Origin of the sequence: Klebsiella sp. CTHL.F3a (assembly GCF_019890895.1) — a bacterium.
Classification (GTDB): Bacteria; Pseudomonadota; Gammaproteobacteria; order Enterobacterales; family Enterobacteriaceae; genus Klebsiella; species Klebsiella grimontii.
This window is the reverse complement of the sequence record NZ_CP082360.1, coordinates 5,335,604-5,356,976: the sequence shown is the minus strand read 5'-3', so window position 1 is coordinate 5,356,976 and position 21,373 is coordinate 5,335,604. Positions and strand designations below refer to the sequence as shown.

Annotated in this window: 19 protein-coding genes; 7 read left to right on the top strand and 12 right to left on the bottom strand. The window is 57.1% G+C overall.

Annotated features, from left to right (window positions below):
• Positions 1–23 precede the first annotated feature (23 nt).
• Positions 24–128 (bottom strand): pyrBI operon leader peptide, encoded by a 105-nt coding sequence (locus K7H21_RS25040; RefSeq protein ID WP_009652331.1) that lies wholly within the window; start codon positions 126–128, stop codon positions 24–26.
• A gap of 192 nt (positions 129–320) precedes the next feature.
• On the opposite strand from K7H21_RS25040, the gene K7H21_RS25035 reads away from it, so the two are divergent.
• Entirely contained in the window at positions 321–773 is a 453-nt protein-coding gene (locus tag K7H21_RS25035) for a YhcH/YjgK/YiaL family protein (RefSeq protein WP_223035447.1), read from the top strand.
• A gap of 191 nt (positions 774–964) precedes the next feature.
• On the opposite strand, the gene argF is transcribed toward K7H21_RS25035, so the two are convergent.
• Both argF and argL read right to left on the bottom strand, forming a co-directional pair.
• A complete protein-coding gene (gene argF / locus K7H21_RS25030) occupies positions 965–1,969 on the bottom strand; it encodes an ornithine carbamoyltransferase (RefSeq protein WP_139529860.1) in 1,005 nt (334 codons plus the stop codon).
• Positions 1,939–2,034, bottom strand: coding sequence for a putative translational regulatory protein ArgL (argL, locus tag K7H21_RS29440; protein ID WP_371320544.1), 96 nt, complete (start codon positions 2,032–2,034; stop codon positions 1,939–1,941). Before argL ends, argF begins: the two co-directional genes overlap by 31 nt.
• Before the next feature lie 99 nt (positions 2,035–2,133).
• On the opposite strand from argL, the gene rraB reads away from it, so the two are divergent.
• A complete protein-coding gene (rraB, locus tag K7H21_RS25025; protein ID WP_004098122.1) occupies positions 2,134–2,559 on the top strand; it encodes a ribonuclease E inhibitor RraB in 426 nt (141 codons plus the stop codon).
• Positions 2,560–2,611: 52 nt separating this feature from the next.
• Positions 2,612–3,370 (top strand): tRNA isopentenyl-2-thiomethyl-A-37 hydroxylase MiaE, encoded by a 759-nt coding sequence (gene miaE, locus K7H21_RS25020; RefSeq protein ID WP_004128278.1) that lies wholly within the window; start codon positions 2,612–2,614, stop codon positions 3,368–3,370.
• A gap of 40 nt (positions 3,371–3,410) precedes the next feature.
• On the opposite strand, the gene K7H21_RS25015 is transcribed toward miaE, so the two are convergent.
• The 5 genes from K7H21_RS25015 to pepA all read right to left on the bottom strand — a co-directional run bounded on the left by K7H21_RS25015 (position 3,411) and on the right by pepA (position 10,121).
• Complete coding sequence (locus tag K7H21_RS25015) at positions 3,411–4,433, bottom strand: alpha/beta hydrolase (protein WP_112166579.1); 1,023 nt, start codon at positions 4,431–4,433, stop codon at positions 3,411–3,413.
• A 152-nt stretch (positions 4,434–4,585) separates the two neighbouring features.
• The gene (locus K7H21_RS25010; protein WP_004128281.1) at positions 4,586–5,089 is read right to left on the bottom strand and encodes a GNAT family N-acetyltransferase; all 504 of its coding nucleotides are present in this window, start codon (positions 5,087–5,089) and stop codon (positions 4,586–4,588) included.
• Positions 5,090–5,212: 123 nt separating this feature from the next.
• Complete coding sequence (locus K7H21_RS25005; protein WP_004128282.1) at positions 5,213–8,068, bottom strand: valine--tRNA ligase; 2,856 nt, start codon at positions 8,066–8,068, stop codon at positions 5,213–5,215.
• Positions 8,068–8,511 (bottom strand): DNA polymerase III subunit chi, encoded by a 444-nt coding sequence (gene holC / locus K7H21_RS25000; protein WP_004098129.1) that lies wholly within the window; start codon positions 8,509–8,511, stop codon positions 8,068–8,070. Before holC ends, K7H21_RS25005 begins: the two co-directional genes overlap by 1 nt.
• Positions 8,512–8,609: 98 nt before the next feature.
• On the bottom strand, positions 8,610–10,121 hold the full coding sequence (pepA, locus tag K7H21_RS24995) for a leucyl aminopeptidase (RefSeq protein ID WP_004128283.1): 1,512 nt from the start codon (positions 10,119–10,121) through the stop codon (positions 8,610–8,612).
• A 393-nt stretch (positions 10,122–10,514) separates the two neighbouring features.
• Between pepA and lptF the strand changes: the two genes are divergently transcribed.
• Positions 10,515–11,612 (top strand): LPS export ABC transporter permease LptF, encoded by a 1,098-nt coding sequence (gene lptF, locus K7H21_RS24990; RefSeq protein ID WP_004128284.1) that lies wholly within the window; start codon positions 10,515–10,517, stop codon positions 11,610–11,612.
• Positions 11,612–12,694 carry an LPS export ABC transporter permease LptG gene (lptG, locus tag K7H21_RS24985; RefSeq protein WP_004128285.1) on the top strand — a complete coding sequence of 361 codons (1,083 nt, stop codon included), beginning with the start codon at positions 11,612–11,614 and terminating at the stop codon, positions 12,692–12,694. Before lptF ends, lptG begins: the two co-directional genes overlap by 1 nt.
• A gap of 42 nt (positions 12,695–12,736) precedes the next feature.
• On the opposite strand, the gene K7H21_RS24980 is transcribed toward lptG, so the two are convergent.
• Positions 12,737–14,239, bottom strand: a complete 1,503-nt coding sequence (locus K7H21_RS24980) for a helicase HerA-like C-terminal domain-containing protein (protein WP_223035446.1) — start codon at positions 14,237–14,239, stop codon at positions 12,737–12,739.
• 86 nt (positions 14,240–14,325) lie between these two features.
• Positions 14,326–15,147 carry a TIM barrel protein gene (locus tag K7H21_RS24975; protein ID WP_004128287.1) on the bottom strand — a complete coding sequence of 274 codons (822 nt, stop codon included), beginning with the start codon at positions 15,145–15,147 and terminating at the stop codon, positions 14,326–14,328.
• 361 nt (positions 15,148–15,508) lie between these two features.
• On the opposite strand from K7H21_RS24975, the gene K7H21_RS24970 reads away from it, so the two are divergent.
• Together K7H21_RS24970 and iolB are read left to right on the top strand one after the other, a co-directional pair.
• On the top strand, positions 15,509–17,014 hold the full coding sequence (locus K7H21_RS24970) for a CoA-acylating methylmalonate-semialdehyde dehydrogenase (protein ID WP_049114575.1): 1,506 nt from the start codon (positions 15,509–15,511) through the stop codon (positions 17,012–17,014).
• A gap of 18 nt (positions 17,015–17,032) precedes the next feature.
• On the top strand, positions 17,033–17,842 hold the full coding sequence (iolB, locus tag K7H21_RS24965) for a 5-deoxy-glucuronate isomerase (protein WP_004128289.1): 810 nt from the start codon (positions 17,033–17,035) through the stop codon (positions 17,840–17,842).
• Positions 17,843–18,273: 431 nt separating this feature from the next.
• On the opposite strand, the gene K7H21_RS24960 is transcribed toward iolB, so the two are convergent.
• Positions 18,274–19,131 carry a MurR/RpiR family transcriptional regulator gene (locus K7H21_RS24960; protein ID WP_004098142.1) on the bottom strand — a complete coding sequence of 286 codons (858 nt, stop codon included), beginning with the start codon at positions 19,129–19,131 and terminating at the stop codon, positions 18,274–18,276.
• Between the two features lie 151 nt (positions 19,132–19,282).
• Positions 19,283–21,196 carry a bifunctional 5-dehydro-2-deoxygluconokinase/5-dehydro-2-deoxyphosphogluconate aldolase gene (locus K7H21_RS24955; RefSeq protein ID WP_004128291.1) on the bottom strand — a complete coding sequence of 638 codons (1,914 nt, stop codon included), beginning with the start codon at positions 21,194–21,196 and terminating at the stop codon, positions 19,283–19,285.
• Positions 21,197–21,373 lie beyond the last annotated feature (177 nt).

Here is a 21,373-nt window from a genome sequence, read left to right as displayed (position 1 = left end):
CGCCTGGGCAAAAAAAAAGCCCCTTAAATAAGGGGCTTTACGAATACGGATGCAACGGAAAGAAAAAACGGCAGGCCAGCGCCTGTTTTCAGACGCGGTAAGACGCGATGTCGTACACACTGAACCATAATTCCTCCCGGCAAAACGGGTGGCATTATACGCAGCTCATATTTCGGATCAAGCGATTAATCCACAAAAGGTAAACGTTTGCCTGGAGAAGAGTGCGGTAACGCAAAAAACCCTGAAAAAGAGGTGGTATGGCAGTGCGAAGGGGGGTATAAAACGGAAAATGAAAAGCTGTTTTATAATTAGGGGTTATTATGATCGTTGGGAACATTCACCATCTGCAGAGCTGGCTGCCGGCGTCTCTACGCGAGGCTATCGAACACGTTAAGGCCCACGTCACCGACGCGACGCCGCTGGGTAAACATGATATTGACGGCAACAACCTGTTTTATCTCATTTCCGAAGATACCACCGAGCCGATGGCCGACCGCCGCGCCGAGTATCACGCCCGCTACCTCGACATCCAGATTGTACTCAAAGGCCAGGAGAGCATGACCTTTAGCGTTCTTCCCGCCGGTGCGCCGGATACCGATTGGCTGGCTGATAAAGACATCGCTTTCCTGGTGGAGGGGGCGCAGGAAAAAACCGTTATCCTCAGCGAAGGCGATTTTGTAGTGTTCTATCCCGGCGAAGTACATAAGCCGCTGTGCGCCGTCGGCACGCCGGCGAAGGTGCGCAAAGCGGTTGTGAAGATGCTGATGGCGTAAAAAATACCCCGGGCTGCTCGTCAGGGCTATGGTTGTTGCGGTCCGGTAGCCCGGACAGGCGCGTCAAGCGCCACCTCCGGGAAAGCCCACGGGCTGCGGCTGGCGCCTTGCCCGGACTACAGAGCAGTGCGGTTTGGGGGCGGGTAGCCCGGATAAGCGCAGCGCAATCCGGGGAAATATCGCGAGAACGCTTACTTACCCAGCGTCGCCACCATCACCGCTTTGATAGTATGCATGCGGTTTTCCGCCTGGTCGAAAACGACGCTCGCCGCGGATTCAAATACCTCGTCGGTGACTTCCATACCGCCGTGCAGGCCGTACTCCGCCGCCATCTGTTTGCCGAGCGTGGTCTGGTCGTCGTGGAACGCGGGCAGGCAGTGGAGGAATTTCACCTGCGGATTGCCGGTCAGCGCCATCATCTCGCTATTCACCTGATACCCGCGCAGCAGCGCGATACGCTCCGCCCACTTCTCTTTAGCTTCGCCCATTGATACCCAGACGTCGGTATAGATAAAGTCCGCGCCCTTCACGCCCGCGGCGATATCTTCGGTCAGCGTAATATTGCCGCCGTTTTTCTGCGCCAGCGCCCGGCACTGCTCGACCAGCTTCTCTTCCGGCCAGCAGGCCGTTGGCGCGACCAGGCGCAGATCCAGGCCGGTTAGCGCGGCGGCTTCGAGCATGGAGTTGCCCATATTATTCCGCGCGTCGCCGGCGTAGACCAGGGTCATCTGGTTAAAGGCTTTGCCCGGCAGGTGCTCCTGCATGGTCAGAAGGTCCGCTAGCAGCTGGGTAGGGTGGAATTCATTGGTCAGGCCGTTCCATACCGGAACGCCGGCATATTCGGCAAGGGTTTCCACCACTTCCTGGCCATGACCGCGATATTGAATACCGTCGTACATGCGTCCCAGCACGCGGGCGGTGTCTTTAATCGACTCTTTGTGGCCAATCTGGCTGCCGCTTGGTCCGAGATAGGTGACGCGAGCGCCCTGGTCAAATGCGGCAACTTCGAAAGAGCATCGGGTACGAGTAGAGTCTTTTTCGAAGATGAGCGCGATGTTTTTGCCGGTGAGATGCTGAATTTCGATATTGTTTTTCTTATCAGCTTTGAGCCTGGCCGCCAGTTCAAGCAGGGCGGTAATTTCTGCAGGAGTAAAATCAAGCAACTTTAAAAAATGCTTCTGATATAACGCGGACATGGTTCCCTCACATGGCTTAGACCATTTGTTGAATTAAAATTCACTTTATATGTATGAATATTCATTTGCAACCCCGTGTCATAAATCTTTCTCTTAGAAGGTGGAGGCAATCACGGCGGTATGTGACAATAGAAGCATCTGCGACACATTATGAGGAACGAGCCATGGCCAACCCGGAATTACTGGAAGAACAGCGTGAAGAAACGCGTCTGATTATTGAAGAGTTGCTCGAAGACGGCAGCGATCCGGACGCGCTGTACACCATTGAGCACCATCTCTCCGCCGATGATTTCGAAACGCTGGAGAAAGTGGCGGTAGAAGCTTTCAAGCTGGGCTATGAAGTGACTGAGCCAGAAGAGCTGGAAGTGGAAGAGGGCGATACCGTGATTTGCTGCGATATCCTCAGCGAATCCGCGCTGAATGCCGAGCTGATCGATGCCCAGGTTGAGCAGCTGATGACGCTGGCGGAAAAATACGACGTTGAATACGACGGCTGGGGCACCTACTACGAAGATCCTAACGGGGAAGACGAAGAAGGTGACGACGACGAAGATCTCGTTGATGAAGACGACGACGGCGTTCGCCACTAGGTAGCAGAGGTATACGGCGGTGCGTTATGCCGCCGTATAGCAAGGAATTTCAATGGATTACCCGCAAATACTCGCCCCGATTTTAAGCTTTCTGCATTGCCCAACTCCTCAGGCGTGGATTGATGAAGCCCGTAAACCGGAAAATCTTCCACTGCTATTGACCGACCATATGGTGTGCGAGCTGAAAGCGGCGCAAAACGCCATGCTGCTGGTGCGTCGATACGTTGCGGATAAAGAAGGCGCCGATGAGCTGCTGGCCTGCCTGAAGCCCTACGAGGACTTCACCTACCGCTGGGGCCCGGAGCCGGATTTCGTCGCGCTACATAAGCAGATAAACAAAAGCGCCATGCCGCAGACCGACGATCCCTGGGGACGTCAGCTGCTCGACAGCATGATTTTGCTGATCAAAGAGGAGCTGCATCACTTCTGGCAGGTGAGGGAAATCATGCTTTCCCGCGAAATCCCGTACGTCAAAATCACCGCCAGCAACTATGCCCGCGGGCTGCGCCGGGAAGTGCGTTCTCACGAACCGGTGATGCTGATCGATAAACTGATTTGCGGCGCCTACATTGAAGCCCGTTCCTGCGAGCGTTTTGCCGCGCTGGCGCCATGGCTGGATGACGATCTGCAGAAGTTTTATCTGTCGCTGCTGCGTTCCGAAGCGCGCCACTATCAGGACTATCTGGACTTAGCGCAGAGGATTTCCGCGGAAAATATCAGCGAACGCGTGCGCCAGCTTGGCGAGGCGGAAGCGGCGTTAATTAACGCGCCTGAAGCGGAGTTTCGTTTTCACAGCGGCGTGCCGGTCTGAGTGCCAGGCCGCCGCTTCGCCGCAGCGGCCTGACGATCTATTACAGATTGGCGTTTTTGTCTTTCTCTGCTGTCGCGGCGGCTTTTGGCGCGCCGAGGGTCGCTTTAAACCAGTTCACTACCCGTTCAATAACCGGCTTCTGATACCAGCTGTCATCGCCGTGCTCCGCACCCGCCAGCAACACGTAATCAGCCGGGTTGCCCTCCTTCTTCAGCGCGCGATAGAGCTGTTGACTTTGTACCGGTGAAACCAGGGTATCGGCGCTGCCGTGCATAATTAAAAACGGCGGCTTTTTACCGCTGATATGGCCCATCGGGCTGGCCGCCAGGGCTTTTTGCGGATCGCTGTCAATGGTCGCTCCCGGCCAGTCGCGAAAAGCGCTACCGTGTACCAGCAGCGCTTCAGTGACCGCCGGCGACTGGTGTACTTTTTGAATCGCCTGCGGAAAACCTTCGCCGATATTCAACAGGTTTGAAATACCGTACAGCGTGGCGGCGGCCTGCACGTCCGAGGATTGCGCCAGGTTATCGCCACGATCGAACGTTTTGTCGCCGTTGGTGAGCGCCAGCATCTGCGCCATATAGCCGCCTGCGGAATCCCCCAGCACGCCAATACGTGACGGGTCTATACCGTATTCCGCGGCATGTTCGCGGAGATAGCGAACGGCGGCTTTACCATCGATAACCGGGGCCGGGAAGGTGTCGGGAACCGTACGGTATTCCGCCGCCGCGACGACGAATCCCGCCGTCGCCAGCGCCATACGCATCTCGATAAACTTATTCCAGGCCGCGCTGGTGAAACCGCCGCCGGGGAAATAGATGATTGCCGGTTTCAGATCGCCGTTACGCGGTACCAGTAAAGACATATGCAGCTGACGAACGGCGACGGTGCTTTTTACCTGGCTATAAACGATATCGTTGAGCGCATCGATACGGCCCCGGTTTTTTTCCACGCGAATGACCTGAGCGCCTTCGGTATTGCCAGCAAGTTCGCCGGCGTTAACGCAGGAAGCCATGCCGGCAAGCATCAGGCCGCCGGTGAGCAGGAGGGGGAGTTTTTTCATGATGTTCTATCCTGAGCAAAGCCTGCCGCAGTAGCAGGCGAAAAGATCCAATGCTCGAAGAGTGTATTAGCGAAAACGTGCGGTGAATAACGCTCTTTTTGCATGAAAACCATGCATTTTTTCGATTAATTAACGTCGTCGTTTTGCGGGCGCTACAGCACTTTCAGCATCGTGACCTCGCAGTCAACGTGGCCGGTGCAGCCCAGCGGCCCGTCGATATGCTCGAAGCCGAGATGCTCATATAAACCGACCGCTTCTTTAAGGAAGGCGGTGGTTTCGAGATAGCAGCGTTTGAAACCCTGTTCACGGGCGTAATCCATGGCCATCAGCGCCAGCTTTTTCGCCAGTCCCCGACCACGCGCGGAGGTCATAAAATACATTTTTTGTAGTTCGCAGATATCGGGCTCGCTGCAGGAGAGCGGCGCCACGCCGCCGCCGCCGACCACTTCACCATTCTGCTCAACGACCCAATAGGCGGAACCCGGTTGGCTATAAAGCTCATAGAGCTGATCCAGATTCGGATCGGCGACCGTATAGCCTTTATCGGCGGTCAGGCCATATTCGGCGGAAACCTGGCGGATAACGTTGGCTATCGCCTGATTATCATTAGCCGTGATGCGGCGCAGGGTTAGCGGTAGGGTTGCGCTCGTATTCATGTGAAGACTCGTTGCAAAATGATGACGGATGATGTTGTTAATAACACTGCGGGAGGGGAGAGTGCAAGCGAGGATCTTTCACAGAAAACGCCCCTTACCCGGATGGGATAAGGGGCGAGTGAATTACAGCGCGGCGATAACCGCCTGCTGCTCAATCAGCTTCGCTTTCGCTTCCGCGTAACCTTCCAGCTTCTCACGCTCTTTGGCGATCACCGCTTCCGGCGCGCGTGCCACAAAGCCTTCGTTGGAGAGTTTGCTCTCGATGCGGCCAATCTCACCTTCGATTTTTGTCACCTCTTTCGCGAGGCGCGCCAGTTCATCTTCTTTATTGATGAGGCCGGCCATCGGGATCAGCAGCTCGGCGCCGTCGATAATTTTGGTCACGGAAACCGGACCTTTATCATCGGCGGGCAGCACGGTGATGCTTTCCAGACGCGCCAGGTTCAGCAGGAAGCTACGGTTGTCGTTCACGCGACGCATCGCGGCTTCGCTGCAACCGCGCAGCAGCAGCTCCAGCGGCTTACCTGGGGCGATGTTCATTTCCGCACGGATGTTACGCACGGCGACGATCGCCTGCTTCAGCCATTCGGTATCGGCCAGCGCCGCTTCGTCAACCTGAGACGCATCGTACTGCGGGAACGGCTGCAGCATGATGGTATCGGCAGTAATACCGCAAATCACCTTCACGCGCTGCCAGATGGTCTCGGTGATGAACGGGATAATCGGGTGCGCCAGGCGCAGCAGACCTTCCAGAACGGTCACCAGCGTGTGGCGGGTGCCGCGCAGCTCAGACTCGGAACCGCCGGTCATCACCGGCTTGGTCAGCTCCAGATACCAGTCGCAGAACTGGTTCCAGGTGAACTCATACAGAATGCCCGCGGCGATATCGAAGCGGAAGCCGTCCAGCGCCTCGCGGTAGGCTTTGACGGTCTGGTTGAATTCCGCCAGGATCCAGCGGTCCGCCAGCGACAGGGTCATTTCACCGCCGTTAAAGCCGCAATCCTGATCTTCGGTGTTCATCAGCACAAAGCGGCTGGCGTTCCACAGCTTGTTGCAGAAGTTACGATAACCTTCCAGACGCTTCATATCCCAGTTGATATCGCGGCCGGTCGAGGCCAACGCCGCCAGGGTAAAGCGCAGGGCGTCGGTACCGTGCGGCTCAATGCCGTTCGGGAACTGTTTCTCGGTGCGTTTGGCGATTTTTTCCGCCAGCTGCGGCTGCATCATGTTACCGGTGCGTTTTTCCAGCAGCTCCGGCAGGGAAATGCCGTCGACCATATCCAGCGGGTCGATAACGTTGCCCTTCGATTTGGACATCTTCTGGCCTTCGTCATCGCGGATCAGGCCGGTCATATAGACGGTTTTAAACGGCACCTGCGGCTTGCCGTTTTCATCTTTGATGAAGTGCATGGTCATCATGATCATGCGCGCAATCCAGAAGAAGATGATGTCGAAGCCGGAAACCATCACGCTGGTCGGATGGAACTGGCGCAGGGCATCGGTGTTTTCCGGCCAGCCGAGGGTGGAGAAGGTCCACAGCGCGGAGGAGAACCAGGTATCGAGAACGTCTTCGTCCTGGCGCAGCGCCACGCCGGCGCCCAGGTTATTTTCCTGACGCACTTCGTCTTCGGTGCGGCCAACGTAGACGTTGCCGTCGTTGTCGTACCATGCCGGGATGCGGTGACCCCACCACAGCTGGCGGGAGATACACCAGTCCTGAATGTCGCGCATCCAGGAGAAGTACATGTTTTCGTACTGCTTCGGCACGAACTGGATGTCGCCGTTCTCAACCGCTTCAACAGCGGGTTTAGCCAGCACGTCGGCGCGGACGTACCACTGGTCGGTCAGCATCGGTTCGATCACCACGCCGCCGCGGTCGCCGTACGGAACGGTCAGGTCGTGCGGTTTAATCTCTTCCAGCAGGCCCAGCGCGTCGATAGCGGCAACTACCGCTTTACGCGCGGCAAAGCGCTCCAGCTTCTGGAACTCCGCCGGGATAGCGTTTGAGTAAACGTCAGACTCGTTGCCTTTGGTGTCATAAACTTCCGCGGTTTCGCGGATGTCGCCGTCAAAGGTCAGGATATTGATCATCGGCAGGGCATGACGCTTGCCCACTTCATAGTCGTTAAAATCGTGCGCTGGGGTGATCTTCACGCAGCCGGTGCCTTTTTCCATATCGGCGTGTTCGTCGCCTACAATCGGAATGCGGCGGTCAACCAGCGGCAGGATCACGAATTTGCCGATAAGGTCTTTATAGCGCGGATCTTCCGGGTTAACGGCCACGCCGGTATCGCCCAGCACGGTCTCCGGACGGGTGGTGGCGACGACCAGATAATCTTTACCGTCAGCGGTTTTCGCGCCGTCGGCCAGAGGATAGCGGATATGCCACATCGAGCCTTTAGACTCGCGGTTTTCCACTTCCAGATCGGAGATAGCGGTGCGCAGTTTCGGGTCCCAGTTGACCAGGCGCTTGCCGCGGTAGATCAGATCTTCTTTGTACAGGCGGACAAAGACTTCTTTGACGGCGTTGGACAGGCCTTCGTCCATGGTGAAGCGCTCGCGCTCCCAGTCCACGGAGTTGCCCAGGCGGCGCATCTGGCGGGTAATGGTGCCGCCGGACTCCGCTTTCCACTGCCAGATTTTATCGATAAAGGCGTCGCGACCGTAGTCGTGGCGGGTTTTACCTTCTTCGGCGGCAATCTTACGCTCAACCACCATCTGGGTAGCGATACCCGCGTGGTCGGTACCGGCCTGCCACAGAGTGTTTTTACCCTGCATGCGCTGGTAGCGAATCATGGTATCCATGATGGTTTGCTGGAAGGCATGACCCATATGCAAACTGCCGGTGACGTTCGGCGGCGGGATCATGATGCAGAAGGACTCTTTGCTTTCATCGCCGTTAGGCTTGAAATAGCCCTGCTTTTCCCAGTGCTCGTAAAGCGGCTGTTCGATATCTTGGGGGTTGTATGTCTTTTCCATTATTTCCAGGTTGCCGTGTTCAGGTTGAAACCAGCCATGCGGTACGCTTTATAGCGTTCGCGCGCCAGTTGTTTCAAAGAATCTTCATAAGGGACGAAGTCTATCACTTCTGTGAAAGCGGTGGCAAAATCTGCAAAATTTAGCCGCAGGCTAATCAGAATATCCCGCGGGCTGCTGTTGCGTTTTTGCGGCCAGGCGATCTCCACCGGCGCGCCGCCGCGCGGACCTTCTCCCGCCAGATTATGCGGAACAAAACTTTCCGCTGGCCGTGCCCACAGCGCCTCGTCCAGACGAATGGCCTGTTGCTCATCTTCGCAGGCGATGAGCACTCGCTTGCCGCTGCGCCAACGTTCTGCGGCAATGTCACACACCAGTTGTTCAACGGCGCTCAGACCGTCTTGTTGCGTGTCGTTGTCCAGAAGGTAGAACGTTGCGTTTTTCATATATGGGGCTTCTTGTGATGACTTTAAATGCTTAAGCCGGGCGGACCCGGCCTACGGTGTACTGTCGTTAGTAGGCCGGGTCCACCCGGCACGTTGCATCACTCTTCGCCGGTAAACCCAGCGCGGTTGAGCAGGAACTGCGACAGCATCGCCACCGGACGACCGGTCGCGCCTTTGGCTTTACCGGAACGCCACGCGGTACCGGCGATATCCAGGTGCGCCCAGTTGTACTTACGGGTGAAGCGCGCCAGGAAGCAGCCCGCGGTAATCGCTCCGCCGGGACGGCCGCCGATGTTCGCCATATCGGCGAAGTTAGATTCCAGCTGTTCCTGGAACTCGTCGGCAAGCGGCAGACGCCATGCGCGATCGCCTGCCAGTTCGGAGGCGCCGATCAGCTCGTGGGCCAGCGGATTGTGGTTCGACATCAGGCCGGTGATGTGATGGCCCAGCGCTATCACGCAGGCGCCGGTCAGCGTCGCCACGTCGATTACCGTCTCCGGCTCGAAGCGCTCGACGTAGGTCAGCACATCGCACAGCACCAGGCGCCCTTCGGCATCGGTGTTCAGCACTTCAACCGTTTGCCCGGACATCGTGGTCAACACGTCGCCTGGGCGGTAGGCGCGACCACCCGGCATGTTTTCACATCCAGCAAGCACGCCGACAACGTTCAGTGGCAGCTGAAGTTCTGCCACCATGCGCATCACGCCGTACACTGCCGCCGCGCCGCACATATCGTATTTCATCTCGTCCATGCCTTCGGCAGGCTTGATGGAGATGCCGCCGGAGTCAAAGGTCAGGCCTTTACCGACCAGCACGATAGGACGCGCATCCTCCGCCGGGTTGCCTTTGTATTCGATAACCGACATCAGCGATTCGTTCTGCGAACCGTTGCCGACCGCCAGATAAGAGTTCATTCCCAGCTCTTTCATCTGCTGTTCGCCGATAACGCGGGTAATGACGTTCTTACTGTAGGTATCGGCCAGCTGGCGCGCCTGAGAGGCCAGATAGGCGGCATTACAGATGTTTGGCGGCATATTGCCGAGATCTTTCGCCGCTTTGATGCCGGCAGCAATCGCCAGACCGTGCTGAATGGCGCGTTCGCCGCTGGTCAGCTCGCGACGGGTCGGGACGTTGAAAACCATTTTACGCAGCGGGCGGCGCGGCTCGCTTTTGTTGGTTTTCAACTGGTCAAAGCTGTACAGCGTTTCTTTAGCGGTCTCGACCGCCTGACGCACTTTCCAGTAGTTATTGCGGCCTTTGACGTGCAGCTCGGTCAGGAAGCAGACGGCCTCCATTGAACCGGTATCATTCAGCGTATTGATAGTTTTCTGAATGACCTGCTTGTACTGACGTTCATCCAGCTCGCGCTCTTTACCACAGCCAATAAGCAGAATGCGCTCCGACAGAATATTCGGCACATGGTGCAGCAATAAAGTCTGGCCAGGTTTGCCTTCTAGCTCGCCGCGACGCAGCAGGGCGCTGATATAACCGTCGCTAATTTTATCAAGCTGTTCGGCGATGGGGGAGAGGCGCCGTGGTTCAAAGACGCCGACCACGATACAGGCGCTCCGCTGCTTCTCCGGGCTACCGCTTTTTACACTGAACTCCATGCACTATGCTCCTGAATCTTAAAGACAACAGTGGTGGCTACAGATATACTCGTCGTCTTTCAAGTTGCAGATGCGTTGGCTGCGCCTGCTCACCCCTGTCACTTACCTGATGTAAGCTCCGGGGCTTCACAGTCTTGCCGCCTGCCTGCAACTCGAAATCCATAGAGTATAGAAATTGAAAGCTTTCGTAACTCATGTCCGCTGTTGTGGTGACTTCGTGTTAATCTTAACGTTATTACGGCCTTGGTTCGTCAGAAAAGATCCTGATACGCAGAACCAGCGAGTCATTTAATCTTAGCGATGTTTTCGACGACCAAAGAGAATAAATGACGTTTAAGCCATGAAACAAGCAATTTTCCTGCAATAAAACGGGTTTTTACGGGCGTATTTATAGTGATAATCATAAGATATCTGGTTCGTGAGACGCTGAAAAGCCAGTTGGCGATCCTATTCATCCTGCTGCTCATTTTCTTTTGTCAGAAACTGGTCAGGATCCTCGGCGCCGCTGTTGATGGCGATATCCCGACAAATCTGGTGCTCTCGCTGCTAGGGCTGGGCGTACCTGAAATGGCGCAGCTTATTCTGCCCCTGAGTTTATTCCTCGGGCTGCTGATGACGCTGGGTAAACTGTATACCGAAAGCGAAATCACGGTGATGCACGCCTGCGGCCTGAGCAAGGCCGTGCTGGTGAAAGCCGCCATGATCCTGGCGCTCTTTACGGGCATCGTCGCGGCGGTCAACGTGATGTGGGCCGGGCCCTGGTCTTCTCGTCACCAGGATGAAGTGCTGGCGGAAGCGAAAGCGAACCCCGGCATGGCGGCGCTGGCTCAGGGCCAGTTCCAGCAGGCCAGCGATGGCAGCGCGGTGCTGTTTATTGAGAACGTCAACGGCAACCGCTTCAGCGATGTTTTCCTTGCTCAGCTGCGGCCGCGAGGCAACGCACGCCCGTCGGTGGTTGTCGCGGATACCGGCGAGCTCTCGCTGCGTAAAGACGGCTCGCAGGTGGTGACCATGAATCAGGGCACCCGCTTTGAAGGCACCGCGATGCTGCGCGACTTCCGCATTACTGACTTCAAAAACTATCAGGCGATAGTCGGCCATCAGGCGGTGGCATCCGATCCGAACGATACCGAGCAGATGGATATGCGTACCCTGTGGCGTACCGATACCGATCGCGCCCGGGCGGAGCTGCACTGGCGCTTCACGCTGGTCGCGACGGTATTCATCATGGCGCTGATGGTGGTGCCGCTTAGCGTGGTAAACCCGCGCCAGGGCCGCGTGCTGTCGATGCTGCCGGCGATGCTGCTCTATCTGGTGTTCTTCCTGCTGCAAACGTCGATTAAATCGAGCGGCGGTAAAGGCAAAATGGATCCGATGATCTGGATGTGGGCGGTAAACCTGCTCTATTTCGCGTTGGCCGTGCTGTTGAACCTGTGGGATACGGTGCCGATGCGCCGCTTCCGTGCCCGTTTTAACAAAGGAGCGGCGTGATGCAGGCGTTTGGGGTACTTGACCGTTATATCGGTAAGACGATTTTCAATACCATCATGATGACCCTGTTCATGCTGGTTTCCCTCTCGGGCATTATCAAGTTTGTCGACCAGCTGAAAAAGGCCGGGCAGGGCAACTATGATGCGCTGGGGGCAGGAATCTACACGATTCTCAGCGTGCCGAAAGATATCCAAATCTTCTTCCCGATGGCGGCGCTGCTCGGCGCGCTGCTGGGGCTGGGGATGCTGGCGCAGCGCAGCGAACTGGTGGTGATGCAGGCTTCCGGCTTTACCCGTCTGCAGGTGGCGCTGTCGGTGATGAAAACCGCGATTCCGCTGGTGCTGCTGACCATGGCGATGGGCGAGTGGGTTGCCCCGCAGGGCGAGCAGATGGCGCGTAACTATCGTGCTCAGCAGATGTACGGCGGATCGCTGCTTTCCACGCAGCAGGGGCTGTGGGCGAAAGACGGCCATAACTTTGTGTATATCGAGCGGGTAAAAGGCAGCGATGAGCTGGGCGGAGTGAGCATCTACGCCTTTAACGACCAGCGCCGCCTGCAGTCCGTTCGCTATGCCGCTTCGGCAAAGTTTGACACCGAGAATAAGCTCTGGCGGCTGTCGCAGGTGGATGAATCCAACCTGACTGACCCGAAACAGGTCACCGGAACGCAGACGGTCAGCGGGACCTGGAAGACCAACCTGACGCCGGACAAGCTCGGCGTGGTGGCGCTGGACCCCGACGCGCTGTCTATCAGCGGCCTGCACAACTATGTTACCTATCTGAAGTCCAGCGGTCAGGATCCGGGCCGCTATCAGCTCAATATGTGGAGCAAAATCTTCCAGCCGCTGTCGGTGGCGGTGATGATGCTGATGGCGCTGTCGTTTATCTTTGGCCCGCTACGTAGCGTGCCGATGGGCGTCAGAGTGGTGACCGGGATCAGCTTCGGCTTCATCTTCTACGTGCTGGACCAGATTTTCGGCCCGCTCACCCTGGTGTACGGCATCCCGCCGATTATCGGTGCGCTGTTGCCGAGCGCCAGCTTCTTCTTGCTGAGCCTCTGGCTGATGATGCGTAAATCCTGACGTCACGCGCCCCCTTCCTGAATTCAGAAAGGGGGCGTTTTTTTAGCGTTTCCGCCCGCCAAGCAAGCTTCCCAGCATTCCCCTGACTATCTGATTGGTGACCTGACGCACCGCGCTCCTGGCTGCCGTTTGTATGATACCGTCGCGTTTGCCGCCGCGCGGACCGGTGGTGCCGAACAGAATGTCTTTTAATCCGCCCAGCAGGCCGTCGTCATCGCCGTTTTGCTGGCCTTTTGCGGGCGGTGACTGCTGCTGCTCCGTTGTGCTCTGAACGCCCTGTTGCAGCATTTCAAAGGCCGATTCACGGTCGATCTCTTCTTCATATTTTCCGTACAGCGGCGAGTGGTTAAGTAGCCCGTTGCGTTCGTCATCGGTGACCGGCCCCATACGCGAGCAGGGGGCGATAACCATCGCGCGTTCCACTATCGAAGGGCTGCCTTTCTCATCAAGAAAGGAGATCAGCGCTTCGCCGGTGCCCAGCTCCTGAATCGCCTGTTCGGTACTGAACGCCGGATTCGCGCGCATGGTCTGCGCGGCAGTTTTTACCGCTTTTTGGTCTTTCGGCGTGAAGGCGCGCAGGGCGTGCTGCACGCGATTACCCAGTTGGCCGAGAACCGCATCGGGAATGTCCGACGGGTTTTGTGAAACAAAATAGACCCCGACGGCTTTAGAACGAATCAGACGAATGACCTGCTCGATTTTATCCAGCAGCACCTGCGGTGCATCGTTAAACAGCAGATGCGCTTCATCAAAGAAAAAGACCAGCTTTGGCTTCTCCTGGTCGCCGGCTTCCGGCAGCCGTTCGTAAAGCTCGGAGAGCATCCATAGCAGGCTGGCGGCGTACAGCTTCGGCATCTGGTAGAGCTTCTCGGCGCTCAGGATATTAATCACCCCTTTACCCTCAGCGTCGACGCGCATCCAGTCCTGAATATCGAGCATAGGTTCGCCGAAAAAGTGCTCCGCCCCCTGCTGCTCAAGGGTGAGTAACCCGCGCTGAATCGCCCCTACGGAGGCGCTGCTGATATTGCCGTACTGGTTCTGAAACGCTTTGGCGTTGTCGCCAATGTATTGGGTAATGGCGCGCAGGTCTTTAAAGTCGAGCAGCAGCAGCCCGCGATCGTCGGCGATACGGAAAATGATATTCAGCACCCCGGACTGAACCTCATTGAGGTTGAGCAGGCGAGCCAGCAGCAGGGGCCCGAGATCGGAAACCGTGGCGCGCACCGGGTGGCCTTTTTCGCCGAAAATATCCCATAGCACCACCGGATTGGCGTGCGGCTGCCAGTCCGTTGCGCCAATTTTCTCCAGCCGCGCCTGCAGCTTTTCCGAACTTTGGCCCGACTCGGCGATACCGGTGAGGTCGCCTTTCACATCGGCCATAAATACCGGAACGCCGATCTCCGAGAACGACTCCGCCAGCTTTTGCAGGGTGACGGTTTTACCGGTCCCCGTGGCGCCGGTAATTAAGCCGTGGCGGTTGGCCATAGCGGGCAGTAAATGCAGCTGTTTATCCAGCGTGCGGGCAATTAGCAGAGGTGCGCTCATGATCGATTTCTCCATTTATCCTGCTGCGAGTATAGGCAACTTGATGACAAAAGCAGGGAAATCACGCGCGCCTTCGCTTATTCGCTTCAGGCGCAGTGGCGCTGAATTAACGCGATGCTCTGCTCAATTTCGCGGCGGATATCGTCTTCGCTCCAGTTTGCCAGCTCCGGCGCGAAGGGCTCGAACGCATACACGCCCTGATAACCGCGCGCCTCCAGGTTTTTGACCTGCTCGCAGCTGTGCAGCTGGTCTTTTGCGCTCAGCATGATGCGCTCATTGTCGGTAAGGGCTTCGCGTGGGCGGGTATCCTCTACGCCGGAAAGATGGACCAGACCGATTTCGCCGATATCCACCTGGTTAAACTCCTGCTCCGCCTGCGGATAAAGATGATGATGGAAGGTATCGATCAGCAGCTTAAACGGCACCCGCGCGTCGTGGATCAGCGTTTGCGCCTGCGCCGAGGAGCGCAGCGAGCTCTGCGGGAAACCGAGCGGTTCCACCAGTCCCTGAATGCCGTAGAAGGCGAATAACGGCGCCAGGTCACGCAGGGCGTTAAGGGTTTCGCTCGCCGGAACCTCGGTACCATCGTTCAGCGGGCACAGCACCAGCGATTTGGCGCCAACGGCTTTGGCTTCTTTTAACAATGACTCCGTCAGGCTACGAACCTCTGCGGTGCGGCAGTTGAAAGGGTAGACCGCGTTGATCGTGAGGATCTCAATATGGTAGCGGTCAGCCAGCTCGCGAACCTGCTGGTGGCTCAGGTCGTCGGTTACTTTTCCGCTGGGGAGGTCGTTACGTAGCTCGACTTTGTTCAGCCCGAGGCTGTTCACCAGCCGGAAAAAGGCCTCAATGCTGAATGACGGGGCGATCTTGCGGTTGATGCAGAAGCGTTGCGATGCAATAGCCATTTTGACTCTCCAGAAACGTAGGGATCGAATTCGTTCGAATGCCTCATAGTCAAAACATTTATTCCAAAATTAGCAATGTATGAAATGGCGATTTTTTGAGCCGACTCGCAAAATATTTTTCTGTTGTGCCTTCATTGCTGCCGGTTCCAGAAGGCGCTACGTCTAATCTCTTTTTGTCGGGCTTTAGCGCGCAAGGCGGCGTTTCCTTACAATAAATTGCGACCATCGTCACCAAAATTGAATTTCATTAGCTATCAATATTGAAATATTAATTTCATTTTACTACGGTTATAGCACAGCAGATCCAGCAATGGGCCGTACTGCGTTGGCCCCCGATACCCCATACAGATGAGGCGAGAGCATGACTATCACAGGAAACTTTATTGGCGGGAAAACCGTTACCAGCGGCAGCAACAACACAATGCCGGTATTCGACCCCGCGACGGGCAAAGTGGTCCGCGAAGTCACGTTATCGACCGCGCAGGAAGTCTCTGACGCCATTCAGGTGGCGCGTGATGCTTTTGAGAGCTGGTCGCGCACCACGCCGCTGCGCCGCGCGCGCGTGATGTTCAATTTTAAAATGTTACTGGAACAGCACGCTGAAGAGCTGGCGGGGATTATCGTCAGCGAGCACGGTAAAGTGTTTTCCGACGCGATGGGTGAGCTGACGCGCGGCATGGAAGTCGTCGAGTTTGCCTGCGGCATTCCGCATCTGATCAAAGGGGAGTTCTCATCGGATGTCGGTACCGGCGTTGACAGCTATTCTCTGATGCAGCCGCTGGGCGTGGTGGCGGGCATTACACCGTTCAACTTCCCGGCGATGGTACCGATGTGGATGTTCCCGCTAGCGCTGGCCTGCGGCAACAGCTTTGTCCTGAAGCCACCAGCGCTGGCGCCGACCGCCGCGGTGCGTCTGGCGGAATTGCTGAAAGAAGCGGGGCTGCCGGATGGCGTCTTTAACGTGGTGCACTGCAGCAATGAAGACGCTGAGCAGCTCTACCGGGACCCGCGTATCGCGGCGGTAAGCTTTGTAGGTTCGTCCGGCGTGGCGGAGCATATTTATAAAACCGCCAGCGCTTATGGCAAGCGAGTACAGGCGTTTGGCGCGGCGAAAAACCACGCGATTGTGATGCCGGATGCCGATCTGGATGCCACCGTGAACGCCATTATGGGCGGCGCGTTCGGCTCGGCGGGCGAGCGCTGCATGGCGCTGCCGGTAGTGGTCGCCGTCGGCGATGAAACGGCGGATAAACTGATTGCGCGCCTGAAGCCACTGGTGGAATCCCTGAAGGTTGGGCCGGGCTGTATGCGCGGAAAAGAAGAGAACGAAATGGGGCCGGTCGTTTCCGATACCCATCAGAAAAAAGTGCTGGGATATATTGATAAAGGGATCAGCGAGGGGGCGACGCTGGTGGTTGACGGCCGTAAGCCGCAGGTTCCCGGGTTTGAAGAGGGCTACTACATCGGCGGAACGCTGTTCGACAACGTTACGCCGGAGATGACTATCTGGCGCGAAGAGATTTTTGGTCCGGTGCTGGGTATTGTCCGCGTGGCGGATTACCACAGCGCGCTGGAGCTGGTGAACAGCCATGAGTTCGGCAACGGTAGCGCCGTCTTTACCAGCAACGGCCACACCGCGCGTGAATTTGTACATGATGTCCAGGCCGGAATGGTTGGGGTCAACGTACCGGTACCCGTTCCCATGGCCTTCCATAGCTTTGGCGGCTGGAAACGCTCCGTATTCGGTGCCCTGAACGTACATGGCCCGGATGGTGTGCGCTTCTATACACGTATGAAAACCGCCACCGTCCGCTGGCCGCAGGGTCAGCAAACCGTATCTGAATTCAGTATGCCGACGTTAGGCTAATCGGCGAAGGAGAGCGCCATGTCTTTACTGGCTAAAGCAAAAAAAGAAGGGCAGATTCAGCACATCACCCCGCAGAGCGCGGGGTGGAAGTACATTGGTTTTGACGTCTGGATGTTAAAGAAAGGGCAAACCGTCACCCTGGAAAGCGGCGATCGCGAACTGTGCCTGGTGCTGGTCGCCGGGCTGGCTTCGGTAAAAACCACTCGGGCGGATTTCCCCAACCTTGGCCAGCGTATGTCGCCATTTGAGCGTACGCCGCCCTGGTCAGTCTATGTGCCGCCGCAGGATAAAGTCGAAGTGACGGCGGATTCAGACCTCGAGCTGGCCGTATGCAGCGCGCCGGGTAAAGGAACCTTCCCTGCACGGGTTATCTCCCCGCAGGACGTTGGCGTAGAGCATCGCGGTAAGGGGCGCAACCAGCGCCTGGTGCACAATATTCTTCCGGACAACGTGCAGGCGGACTGCCTGCTGGTGGTGGAGGTTTACACCGAGGAAGGGGCGACCAGCTCATGGCCGTCGCATAAGCACGATACGGCGCTGCCGGGCCAGGAAACCCAGCTGGAAGAGACCTACTATCACCGTTTCGATCCGCCGCAGGGTTTTGCCTTCCAGCGCGTCTACACCGATGACCGCAGCCTCGATGCCTGCATGGCTCCCTACAACCACGATGTGGTCATGGTGCCGCGCGGCTACCATCCGGTGGCGGCGATTGCCGGATATGACAGTTACTATCTGAACGTGATGGCCGGCCCGGATCGCAAATGGATGTTTACCTGGGAAGAGGATCACGCGTGGATCAATAGCCCTGATTATCCTCGCCACGATTAACGTCGGTTGAGGATAAAAAGGCCGGTTAGCGTTGCTAGCCGGCCTTTTTGATCCTGTAACCCGAATAAGATCGTCGTCGCAATCCTGCCACATCCCCGGCTCGCGCTGCGCTTAGCCGGGCTACGGGTTTACCGTCGTCTGCGGACTAGTAGCCCGGATAAGACGTTTACGTCGCCATCCGGGAGTCATGAAAAATTAAGCCAGCTGCACCCCCGGCTCGCGCTGCGCTCAGCCGGGCTACGGGTTTACCGTCGTCTGCGGACAAGTAGCCCGGATAAGACGTTTACGTCGCCATCCGGGAATAATGAAAAGCTTAAGCCAGCTGCACCCCCGGCTCGCGCTGCGCTGAGCCGGGCTACGGGTTTACCGTCGTCTGCGGACTAGTAGCCCGGATAAGACGTTTACGTCGCCATCCGGGAGTCATGAAAAATTTAAGCCAGCTGCTTCGTTTCTGCATCCTTGCTGCTGTTCAGCGCCAGCGAGACCGCCAGAGTCTGGGCCAGGCACAGCGAGGCCACCTGTGAACGGAAACCATCAACCTGCGCCTCGCGCACCACGAAGCAGACGTCGCTGAAGGCCGCCAGCGGGCTGACCTGGCTGTCGGTAATCGCTATCTGTCGTGCTTTACGTTGCGCGCCGAGCTCCACCAGTTCAACCACTTCCCGCGCATACGGAGAGAAGCTCACCGCCACCACGACATCTTTCGGCCCGACCAGGCTGAGCTGCTCGGTAAACATGCCGCCCAGACCGTCAATCAGGAACGCTTTACGGTCCAGATGGCGCAGGGCGTAGGTCAGATAGGAGGCGACGCTAAAGGAACGGCGCAGGCCAATAACGTAGATATTCTCCGCTTCCGCCAGCAGCGCGACCGCGCGCTGCAGATCGTCGCCAGAGGTCTGCATCGCCAGCTGCTGCAGCGCCTGGGTATTGACCATGGTGAACATATTCAGGATTTCGGTCGGCGTTTCCGGCGGGGTTGCGTCATCCGTGGTGGTCTGGCGGAACAGACGCGCGCGCTCGGTATAGTTAGCCGTCTCTTCCATCAGGTGCTGCTTGAACATCTGCTTCATTTCGTTGAAGCCGCTAAAACCAAAGGCGTTAGCGAAGCGGATAAGCGTGGAAGGGGGGACGTCAGCTTGTTGCGCGATAGAGGCCACGGTGTCGAAAGCCACGCTATTGCTGTTATCGAGAATATAGCGGGCTACCTGTTTCAGGCGTTTGCTTAACGTGTCGTAGCGACGCCTGATTTCATCCTGCAAGATGGTAAGTTGGGTCGGATTATTGGCCATAGATTGCGCTCTGAGAAAATGAAAGGAATATAATTTCCAGTGTATCAAATGAAGCGAATTTTTCATTTACTACGATGAAATACGCGATTCATTTCACGAAGATCCAGAAAAAAGCCCGCATCTTCTGAAGAGGATGCGGGCCTGGGCTGAATCAGCCGCGGGCTTCTCGCCAGTAGCCGATGAGCGTGAGGTAGTTGCGTTTCACTTCGTTAATCAGCGCCTCGTCGCTGAGCTCTCCCTGCATCCAGCGCCGTGAAGGTTGGCCAAAAATGGTGCGCCCGACGGCAAAACCTTTGATCATCGGATGCTTCGCCGCTTCAGCAAAACCGGCGCGCAGTCGGTCCGAAGGAGCGTCGAGGCCGAGGATTAAGATCCCGCGGCACCAGCTATCTTCGCGCGCGATCAGTTTGCCGATCCTTTCCCATTCCGCGCTCGACAGCGGCGGCAGCTTCCACCAGTCCGGCTGGATGCCCAGCTGATAGAAATGCTCCAGCATGTCGTGGTAGTGGCGTTCATCTTTATCCGGGCCGTTTTCCGGCAGGATGATTTCCAGCAGCAGTTCATGCCCGGACTTGTTGCACGCCTGCCAGACCTCTAGCAGCAGCGCATCCTGTTCGGCGCGCAGCTCGGCGGGATCGGCCGGATGATAGAAGACCAGGCATTTCACCACGTGTTCCAGCGGCCAGTCGATCAGCTGGGAACCGATGTTGCCATGTTCCAGGCGCAGCGGGCGTGAGCTCGGCATTTCAATCGGCCGACCAATCCACCAACCCTTGCCGGTGATGGCATTGAGCGAACGCTGGCCGTAGGTGCCATCGGCGAGGATGCCGCTGCGACCGTCAAGACCGGCTTCATCTGCAGCGGCTTCCGCGGCAGCCAGCAGCAGCAGCTTCAGCTGCGGAATACAGGATTCATCACGCCCGGTTTCCAGCGCCAGGTCTGCCAGCTGCTTACGGTGGTCAAAGGCGAAAATGCACAGCTCCGGCCACGCCTGGCGGCGGCTGGTGACGCGATGGAGATGGTTGAGGCGAGCGTCGATATCCGGACGCGGCACCGATTCTGCCCGCGACAGATAGTCGTCAAGCTCGGCTTTGGTCGGCATCGCGGGCGCGCAGCCGTGGCGTGAAACCACCAGCGCGCCGCAGGCGTTAGCGTAGCGACAGGCCTGCTCCCAGCCTTCATCGTTAAGCCAGCCGCGCAACAGGCCGGACATAAAGGCATCGCCCGCGCCCAGGACGTTAAGCACGTCTACACGTACGCCCTGCTGCAGCGGCACGCTATCCCAGCTGTCGGGAATGGCGCCTTCCAGCACCACGCAGCCCATCGGACCGCGCTTGCAAACCAGCGTCGCTTTTGTGGCGTTACGCACGTTTTTCAGCGCGGTCAGGGTATCGGTGCTGCCGCCGGCAATATGAAACTCCTCTTCAGTCCCCACCACCAAATCGAACAGATGCAGGACCTCCTGCAGCTGGCTGGTTACCTGGCCGGATTCAATGAAACGCGTTTCACCGTCGCCTAAAGACGTTAACCCCCAAAGCACCGGACGATAGTCGATATCCAGCGCGGTACGCAGGCCGTGGCGGCGGGCGTACTCCAGCGCCTTCAGCACCGCTTCGCGCGTGTTGGCGTGCGAAAGGTGGGTGCCGGTTACCGCCAGTGCCCGGGAAGAGGCGATGTACTCTTCCTTAATATCTTCTGGCGAAAGGGCCATATCGGCGCAGTTATCGCGGTAAAAAATCAGCGGAAACGTCTCCTGATCTTTAATCCCCAGCATCACTAACGCTGTCAGGCGCTGCTTATCGGTGATCAGATATTCGGTATCGACGCCGGCGCGGCTCAGAGTTTCGCGTAGAAAACGGCCATTATGCTCATCGCCCACGCGAGCGAGCATTGCCGATTTTAATCCCTGAATGGCGGTGCCGAAGGCGACGTTGCCGGAAGAGCCACCCAGGTATTTAGAAAAACTGGCGACATCTTCCAGCCTCGCGCCAATCTGCTGGGCATAGAGATCGACTGCCACCCGGCCAATACAGATGACGTCGAGTCGCTTTACTGCTGCATTCATAGCTAGGGTTTCCTTTTGCATTTCTGCTGTACGGAAGAGTCGGAATGCCGACAGCGTCTCCGAAAACAGCCTGAGGGTTATTGGTTACCCTTAGTTTGAGAAATAAATATTTCATTTGCAAACTAGATCGAAATTAAAAAACCAAAAATGTGAGGGATATACCACTATGCCGCGCTG